Source organism: Methylovorus sp. MP688 (assembly GCF_000183115.1).
GTDB lineage: Bacteria > Pseudomonadota > Gammaproteobacteria > Burkholderiales > Methylophilaceae > Methylovorus > Methylovorus glucosotrophus.
Window position 1 is genome coordinate 2,853,640 of sequence record NC_014733.1, and the last position, 8,752, is coordinate 2,862,391.

Sequence of the window (8,752 nt, forward strand, 5' to 3'; positions counted from 1 at the left end):
AACCTAAAGGTTATTCTTTTCGTTTAAAGTAAAAATTGCTGCTCCCGACATGATGGCCGCTGAGCCCAAACCAAAAATCAAGGCCAACGGTATCAAATTTCGGTAGAGCGTGAATACAAGCAACAGTGCGATGGCAATCACCGCGATTTTGATGACTTCTGCCACCAGTAAATTAGCCAATGCGGAACCTGCCGTATTTTTAGCAGCGCTGGATTGCAGTTTTTTTGCGGCAGCCAAACTACCCAATATGGCGGCGCCACCACCTGCCAACGCCGAAAGGGCACCATGCAAACCGATGAGCAAGTAAGCCACCAGTGCAACCAGGGCAGTCGCCACTACCTGCCTTTTTATCATCTGACTGAGCACTGCATCCATACGACGTAACCCTGCATTAGCATCTTATGTGCCAGACACGCTGCGCCTGACCATAAAAACCCAAGATTTTCTTGTTTAATCAGCTGCAAGTCAAGCTAAATTACGACTAGCCTGCTTTCAGACGTTTTAGAAAATCATCCAGCTGATCCAGATTGGCGTAATGGATTTTCACAAATCCGGCACCTTTTTTGCTCGCTTTGATTTCAACCTGTGCACCAAGGGATTGCGAAACCTCCTCCTGCAAGGCAAGCACATCACGATCTACCGTTTTTTCAGGCTTGGCTTTTGGCTCACTGAGCATCTGCTTTACCAGGCGCTCAGCCTCACGCACCGACAGGCTTTTCTGGGCAATATGCTCAGCCACTGTAATTTGTTTCACCTCTGGCAAGGTGAGGAGGGCACGCGCATGCCCCATATCCAGCTTGCCTATCATCAGCATCTCCTGCACATTGCCATGCAGGTTTTGCAGCCGCAACAGATTGGTAACAGCGCTGCGTGACCGGCCAACCGCCTGAGCGGCAGCCTCATGTGTCATGCTGAACTCTTCAATCAGGCGCTTGATGCCATTGGATTCTTCAAGAGGATTCAGGTCTTCGCGCTGAATATTCTCGATCAGCGCCATTGCCAGCGCGGCTTCATCCGCAATTTCCCGCACCAGCACAGGCACTTCTTCCAGACCAGCCAACTGGGCCGCGCGCCAACGACGCTCACCGGCAATAATTTCGTAATGCTCATCGCTCAACAAACGCACGACGATAGGCTGCATGATGCCTTGCGCTTTGATCGAGTCAGCCAAACTGGAGAGTGACTCCTGATCCATATGTGTCCGCGGCTGATATTTGCCGGGCTGCAGTTGCCCGACCTTGAGGGAACGCAAGGTATCGGCATCGCGTACCGTTTCCATATCGCCTGACAATAATGCATCCAGGCCGCGCCCCAGACCTTTGTGTTTTACCATGGGAATTCCTTAACTTACAGCCGGACTGGCAGTCGGCTTACGATTGATGATTTCACCTGCAAGAGCGAGGTAGGCTTTTGCCCCTTTGGAGGCTTTGTCATAGAACAGCACAGGAACGCCGTAGCTAGGGGCTTCAGCCAGCCTGACATTACGCGGGATCACGGTTCTATAGACTTTGTCGCCAAAATGCTTGGCGAGCTCGGCAGATACCTGCTGGGCCAGCATATTGCGGTTATCGAACAAGGTACGCAACAAACCTTCGATTTCCAATGTTGGATTTAGATAAGCCCGTACTTTTTTGATGGTGTTAACCAGATCCGACAAACCTTCGAGCGCGTAGTACTCACACTGCATGGGGATCATGACGGCATGCGCTGCTGTCAGTGCATTCACGGTGGTCAAACTCAGGGAAGGAGGGCAGTCAATCAACACATAGTCGTATTCGCCATCCAGCAATGCCAGCGCATTTTTGAGACGTACCTCGCGGGCGATTTCGCTTACCAGCTCGACTTCGGCACCTGCCAGATCGCGATTGGCCGGGGCGACATCAAATCCGCCCTTTTCCGAGCGCTGGATAACCTCTTTCAGGGATTTCTGCCCGATCAGCACGTGGTATACCGTATTTTTAACAGCGGACTTATCGATACCACTACCCGTCGTCGCATTTCCCTGAGGGTCCAAATCGATCAACAGCACACGGCGCTTGGTCGCCGCCAAGCTGGCTGCCAGGTTAACGGAAGTCGTGGTTTTCCCCACGCCACCCTTTTGATTCGTTATCGCTAAAATCCGCATTATTTAAGCCGTTCTGCTAAGAGGTGTGAATTTCATTTCCCGGGCAGGCAAGGTCACCAGATGTCGCTGCGCATCCAGACCCGGTACAAGCAAAGTAGTCACCTTGGCTTCTGGCATGCCTATTCCTTCTAACTCTTCAACCGGATTTACGCCTTTCATTGCAAGCCATTGACCACTTTCTGCTATCAAATGGCGCGTCAATTTAATAAACAGGGCAATTTCTGAAAAGGCGCGTGAAATCACAATGTCGTAAGCTTGCGAAGGCCGATGCTGCTCGACCCGACCGGCTATCACCTCCAGATTGGCAATGCCCAATTCAGCCTTGGCCTGCCGCATGAAACTGGCTTTTTTTTGCACGGCATCAATGGTGGTGACTTTCAGATCCGGCATGCAAAGCGCGAGTATGATGCCAGGCAGACCAGCGCCGCTGCCCACATCTAGGAGACGCGATGGTGATAGCGCCTGAACATGAGGCAATACCGATAGACTATCAAGCAAATGCAAGGTAACCATCTCATCTGGATCCCGCACAGCAGTGAGGTTGTGGACCTTGTTCCACTTTTGCAAAAGCGCCAGGTAATCAAGCAACTTCTGCTGTGTCGCCTGTGAAACGTCCCATCCAGCATTTGCTATGCCTGAGGCTAGTATTTCCGCCTGACTCATGCGGCGACGTCCGACTTTTTGCTACGATTGCGACGCTTGAGATGCACTAGCAGCAAGGAAATAGCTGCTGGGGTTATCCCCGAAATGCGACTCGCCTGCCCAACCGTTTCTGGCTTTTGTGCATTGAGCTTCTGCTGAGCCTCAATGGAAAGCCCATGCACTTCGCGGTAATCCATATCGGCAGGGAGAGGGGTATCCTCCTGACCGCGCTGACGTTCAATTTCATCGGCCTGACGGTCTATATAGCCTTGATATTTGGCAGCTATTTCAATCTGCTGACGTACTTGCTCATCCTGCTCACCATCCCCTTCTGCCAGCGTGAGCAAAGCCTCATAACTCACTTCCGGGCGGCGCAAAAGCTCGAACATCGAATACTCTCGATCGATTTGCTTTCCCAACACTTTTTCCATGACATCCGCACTTACCTGGCCCGGATGCACGTATGTTTTACGCAGTCGCTCCTGTTCGCGCAGTATGGCTTCCTGTTTGCGGGAGAAGGCCTCCCAACGCGCATCATCTACCAAACCTATCCTGCGACCGGCTTCGGTCAAGCGCATATCGGCATTGTCTTCACGCAGCATCAACCGGTATTCTGCGCGGCTGGTAAACATACGGTAGGGCTCACTCACACCGCGGGTAATCAGATCATCTACCAAAACCCCAAGATAGGCTTGATCACGCGCTGGGCACCAACTGTCTTTTTCTTGCGCATAAAGTGCCGCATTTGCACCCGCCAACAGCCCCTGAGCAGCGGCTTCTTCATACCCGGTAGTACCGTTAATCTGGCCAGCAAAGAACAAGCCTTGCACAGCCTTGGTTTCCAGCGAATTTTTTAAACCTCGCGGGTCGTAATAATCGTATTCAATCGCATAGCCAGGCCGCAAAATATGCGCATTTTCCAGGCCTTTTATAGATCTAACCAATTGATATTGAATATCAAAAGGCAAGCTTGTCGAGATGCCATTTGGATAGATTTCGTTGGTCGTCAAACCTTCAGGCTCGAGGAAAATCTGGTGAGATTCCTTGTCGGCAAAGCGGTGGATTTTATCTTCGACGGAAGGGCAGTATCGCGGACCCACGCCTTCAATAACGCCAGTGTACATCGGTGAACGATCCAGACCGCTGCGTATGATGTCATGCGTGCGTTCATTCGTGCTGGTAATCCAGCAGGGCAGTTGGGCAGGGTGTTGACTGGCGTTGCCCAGAAAGGAAAACACAGGAACTGGATCATCTCCAGGCTGCTCAAGCATCACACTGTAGTCGATGGTGCGCCCATCGATGCGTGGCGGGGTGCCTGTTTTCAAGCGTCCAGCCGGCAAACCAATTTCTCGCAACCTGGCTGCCAAGGAGACTGCTGGCGGATCCCCGGCACGGCCAGCCTGATAGTTGGCCAATCCCACATGCACAAGACCAGCCAGAAATGTGCCCGCCGTCAGCACTACTGCTTTGGATTCAAATCGCAAGCCTAGCTGGGTGACTACACCCGCAGCGCGGGTTCCATCCAGAATAATATCGTCAACAGCTTGTTGAAATAGCCACAGATTAGCTTGATTTTCCAGACGACGGCGAATGGCGGCCTTGTACAGCACACGGTCAGCCTGTGCACGAGTAGCCCTGACCGCAGGGCCTTTGCTTGAGTTTAGGATGCGAAACTGAATGCCGCCTTCATCGGTTGCGGCCGCCATAGCACCGCCCAGCGCATCCACTTCCTTCACCAGATGGCCTTTGCCTATGCCACCTATGGACGGGTTGCATGACATTTGGCCTAAGGTTTCGATATTGTGGGTAAGGAGCAAGGTTTTTTGCCCCATACGTGCGCTAGCTAGTGCGGCTTCGGTGCCAGCATGACCGCCACCAACCACAATAACATCAAATTTTTCAGGGAATTGCATGAGAATCCGAGAGTTGCAAATATGCTCGCAATGATACCGCATTCGCACATGCAATGTCAGGATGTTTCACGTGAAACACAAATGAATCATTTGTGAATGCGATATATCACCATGATACTAAAGATATTTTTGATTTATTTAGAAAAAATCTACTTACCTATGCAGAAACGGCTGAAAATTTCGCCCAATAGATCATCCGGTGTAAATTCCCCCGTAATTGAACTCAAGGCGTGCTGAGCAAGGCGCAACTCTTCCGCTAATAATTCTGGCTGCTCAAGATATACAGCTGCGTTTTGCAAATGGCCTTGCACCATTTGCAAGGCTTGCAAGTGACGAGTGCGTGCCATAAAAATACTTTCACCCGCGGGTTGCCAACCTGCAATCTTCAGCAAATGTGCCTTAAGGGCATCAAGCCCCAAGCCCAGCTTGGCCGAGATATACAGATGCAGCTCACCCTCGTGCTCTCGCTGGCGAGGCTGCTCCGAATGCAGATCAATTTTGTTGTGGACCCATATTTTGGGTAAATTCGCTGGCAATCGCTCTAGAATCGATTTTTCTGTCTCGGTAATACCATGGGCTGCATCAACCAATAATAATGCGGCATTCGCGTTTTCTAGAGCTCGCCATGTTCGCGCAATTCCCTGCTTTTCGACTTCGTCTTCGGTTTCGCGGAGGCCGGCGGTATCAATCAGGTGCAGGGGAACACCTTCAATTTGCACCACATTCTTTATGGTGTCACGGGTCGTACCAGCAATAGGGGTAACAATCGCGACTTCTTCTCCAGCCAATTGATTCATCAAACTGGATTTACCGACATTCGGCTGACCTACGAGTACTACCTGTATTCCTTCGCGCAGCAGATTCCCTTGGCGTGCCCCTTTGAAAACCAGTTCAAGTGCATCGGTAATGTTTTGCAGTTTTTCGGCAACACGGCCCTGACTTATAAAATCGATATCCTCATCGGGAAAGTCCAGGCAGGCTTCTACGTACATGCGCAGATTAATGAGCGACTCGAGAAGATCTTGAATATAGCGGGAAAATTCGCCAGAAAGAGAACGAACAGCACTTCGGGCTGCTTCTGCAGTAGCGGCATTGATCACGTCAGCAACTGCTTCAGCTTGTGCCAGATCAAGCTTGTCATTCAGGAATGCGCGCCGGGTAAACTCGCCGGGTTCAGCCTGACGTGCGCCCAATTGCAAGCAACGAAGCAGTAGAAGCTGCATGAGCGCGGGGCCGCCATGGGCCTGCAACTCAAGCACATCTTCTCCCGTGTAGGAGTGAGGCCCTGCGTAAAAGATAGCGATGCCGCTATCGATTAGTTGGCCACCTGCTTCTTTAAATGGCAGATAGGCAGCATGTCGGGGGGGAGGGCAGTGGCCCAGCACCGCAGCAGCAATCTGTGCGGAGGCCGGGCCGGAGATGCGAACCACGCCTATTCCCCCGGAACCAGGGGCGGTGGCAATGGCGGCTATCGTATCAACGACGGCCATTTCCTTTTTTCTTCAGCGCAGTAGCACGCTCCGTACTACGATTGATATGCCATTGCTGAGCAATCGACAACACGTTATTTACCAGCCAGTACAGCACCAGACCTGCCGGGAAGAAGAAGAAGAAGACGCTGAATACGATAGGCATGATCATCATGACCTTGGCCTGGACCGGATCCGTAGGTGTCGGGTTCAAGCGCGTCTGGATAATCATAGTAGCGCCCATGAGGATAGGCAGCACGTAGTAAGGATCGATAGCGGAGAGGTCATGTATCCACAGCATGAAAGGAGCATGCCGCATTTCCACACTACCCAACAGTACCCAGTAAAGCGAGATAAACACAGGAATTTGCACCAAGATGGGCAAGCAGCCGCCCATCGGGTTGATCTTCTCTGTCTTGTACAGCTCCATCATGGCGACTTGCATCTTTTGGCGGTCATCGCCGTATTGCTCTTTCAGGCGTTGCAAGCGAGGTGCAAGTTCACGCATGTGCGCCATGGAGCGATAGCTGGCTGCAGAGAGAGGATAGAATGCGAGCTTGATCATGACGGTAAGCAGGATAATCGCGACACCCCAGTTGTGCACCACGCTCTCAATCTTGGACAGAATCCAGAATAGAGGGGATGCAATGATCGTAAGCCAACCGTAATCCACCGTGTATTCAAGACCGGGGGCAACTTGCTTCATGACTTCCTGATTTTGTGGGCCGGCGTAATAGCGGGCTTCAACCTCGGCGCTAGCTCCCGGAGCAATCACACCGATATCACTTTTGGTACCAATAGAATAGATATTGTCAGCCAGCTTCTTGCTGTAAAACTGACGTGTCACGCCTTCCTTGGGAATCCAGGCACTCACGAAATAGTGCTGCAACAGCCCAACCCAGCCATCACTGGTAGTCTTGGACAAGTCGTTCTTGCCCATATCCTTGAAGGATAGCTTTTTAAATTTGTCAGCTTGGGTGAAATAAGCTCCACCGGTAAAAGTAGGCATCATGTGTGAGCCCTGATTGGACTCCGTGTCATGCACCACCTGGTAGTAAACCGTAGGATCAATCGGGCTGGCGCTTTCGTTATGAATTTCATAACGCAGATTGATGACATAGCTGTCACGGTGGAAGGTATAGATTTTGTCGACCTTGACGCCATCAGCACTCGCCGCCGTCAAACGTACTTCAAGCGTATCGCTACCCGCTGCCAGTTGGTAATTGCTAGCTTCGGCAGTAAATACCGTTTTGTGATTAGGCAAGCCCTGACCAATCAAGCCACTCTGCGCAACATAGACCATAGGAGCCGCACGGTCATCCAGCAGCACAAAGTTTTCTGTCGTGGAATTATCAGCACGGTGCTTCAGCAACTCCAGACGACGCAAATCTCCGCCAGTAGTGTCGATGACCGCTTTATAAACATCCGTTTCCACTTGAATACGATCTGCTGTTTGCAGACGGAAACCGGACTCTTTAGGCATATCAGCCGCCGCTTTGGCGCCTGGTAATTTTTCAGCATGGGGAACACTATTGTCGGTGGCCGCTTCAGCTGTCACCGTCTCGGGCGGCGGCGTATGCTCGCGTTGCCACGCATCCCACAACATCAGGATAGAGAAAGAGAAAATAACAAATAAAATCAGACGCTTGGTATCCATAACTCACTTATCTTAATGTTGAAATGCATGAATGACTTGCTTGATTTCCTGCAAATATCAGGGCACAGGATCATGCCCACCTGGATGCCAGGGATGGCATTTTCCGATACGACGGACACCGTAGGCTAAGCCGGATAAAGCACCGTGCTTATTAATCGCCTCTATCGTATATTGAGAACATGTCGGGCTGAACCGGCACTGTTGCCCAAAATAAGGGCTTAAAGCTACCTGGTAAAGCCGAATGATAGCGACCAAGGCTTTCGCCAGTAAGCTCATGACATTGATTTCCGCTTTTCGATCTGTTTCCCCAGTTTTTGCAGCAATTCGCAAAACTCACCAACAAGGCTAGGGTAATCGCCTGGTTCATAGGCCCGCTGGACTCGCACGACCAAATCCAGAGAAGCAATATCGTGCTGATGTAGCCGAAACTGCTCTCGAAGAACGCGCTTCATGTAATTTCTGTCTACAGCGCGTTTGGCTATTTTCTTGCCTACAATCAGGCCAAGCCTTGGCGTGTCCAGGGAATTATATTGGTAATGTATGGCGAGATAATGACCGGAAATACGCTTGCGGAAATTAAAAACGGATGAAAAATCATCCGTTTTAATAATTCTAACTCGGCTAGGAAAACCAAACTTTGGCGTAGCCAAAACTGGATTAACCGATATCGTCACACACTTATACAGCTAGACGAGCACGACCCTTGGCACGACGCGCTGCAATTACTGCACGGCCACCACGGGTTTTCATGCGCACCAAGAAACCATGAGTGCGAGCGCGACGAACTTTCGAAGGCTGGTATGTACGTTTCATTGTGAATCTCCGACTTCTGTGCGTTTCTAAACAAAGGGCGTAATTTAACCTGATATAACAGCACCCTGTCAATGTTTATTTCAAGTTAATCCTTATCCACATTTGCTTATGGATTGCTTGTGGATAAGTTTAA

Annotated in this window: 10 protein-coding genes; all 10 read right to left on the reverse strand. The window is 50.9% G+C overall.

From position 1 onward, the window contains the following. Positions 1-3: 3 nt before the first annotated feature. Positions 4-375: an ATP synthase subunit I gene (locus tag MPQ_RS13490; RefSeq protein WP_013443524.1), complete on the reverse strand. Its 372-nt coding sequence runs from the start codon at positions 373-375 to the stop codon at positions 4-6. Positions 376-481: 106 nt separating this feature from the next. Further along, positions 482-1,333, reverse strand: coding sequence for a ParB/RepB/Spo0J family partition protein (locus MPQ_RS13495; protein ID WP_013443525.1), 852 nt, complete (start codon positions 1,331-1,333; stop codon positions 482-484). 9 nt (positions 1,334-1,342) lie between these two features. After that, positions 1,343-2,125, reverse strand: coding sequence for a ParA family protein (locus tag MPQ_RS13500; protein ID WP_013443526.1), 783 nt, complete (start codon positions 2,123-2,125; stop codon positions 1,343-1,345). Between the two features lie 3 nt (positions 2,126-2,128). Beyond that, a complete protein-coding gene (rsmG, locus tag MPQ_RS13505; RefSeq protein ID WP_041362473.1) occupies positions 2,129-2,788 on the reverse strand; it encodes a 16S rRNA (guanine(527)-N(7))-methyltransferase RsmG in 660 nt (219 codons plus the stop codon). Beyond that, entirely contained in the window at positions 2,785-4,680 is a 1,896-nt protein-coding gene (mnmG, locus tag MPQ_RS13510) for a tRNA uridine-5-carboxymethylaminomethyl(34) synthesis enzyme MnmG (protein ID WP_013443528.1), read from the reverse strand. Before mnmG ends, rsmG begins: the two co-directional genes overlap by 4 nt. A gap of 149 nt (positions 4,681-4,829) precedes the next feature. After that, a complete protein-coding gene (mnmE, locus tag MPQ_RS13515; RefSeq protein WP_013443529.1) occupies positions 4,830-6,170 on the reverse strand; it encodes a tRNA uridine-5-carboxymethylaminomethyl(34) synthesis GTPase MnmE in 1,341 nt (446 codons plus the stop codon). After that, on the reverse strand, positions 6,157-7,806 hold the full coding sequence (gene yidC / locus MPQ_RS13520) for a membrane protein insertase YidC (protein ID WP_013443530.1): 1,650 nt from the start codon (positions 7,804-7,806) through the stop codon (positions 6,157-6,159). Before yidC ends, mnmE begins: the two co-directional genes overlap by 14 nt. 57 nt (positions 7,807-7,863) lie before the next feature. Further along, the gene (yidD, locus tag MPQ_RS13790; RefSeq protein ID WP_015831249.1) at positions 7,864-8,082 is read right to left on the reverse strand and encodes a membrane protein insertion efficiency factor YidD; all 219 of its coding nucleotides are present in this window, start codon (positions 8,080-8,082) and stop codon (positions 7,864-7,866) included. Further along, a complete protein-coding gene (gene rnpA / locus MPQ_RS13525; protein ID WP_238525322.1) occupies positions 8,079-8,480 on the reverse strand; it encodes a ribonuclease P protein component in 402 nt (133 codons plus the stop codon). The genes yidD and rnpA overlap by 4 nt, the downstream gene beginning before the upstream one ends. Before the next feature lie 4 nt (positions 8,481-8,484). Continuing rightward, the gene (gene rpmH, locus MPQ_RS13795; RefSeq protein WP_045751845.1) at positions 8,485-8,619 is read right to left on the reverse strand and encodes a 50S ribosomal protein L34; all 135 of its coding nucleotides are present in this window, start codon (positions 8,617-8,619) and stop codon (positions 8,485-8,487) included. Positions 8,620-8,752 lie beyond the last annotated feature (133 nt).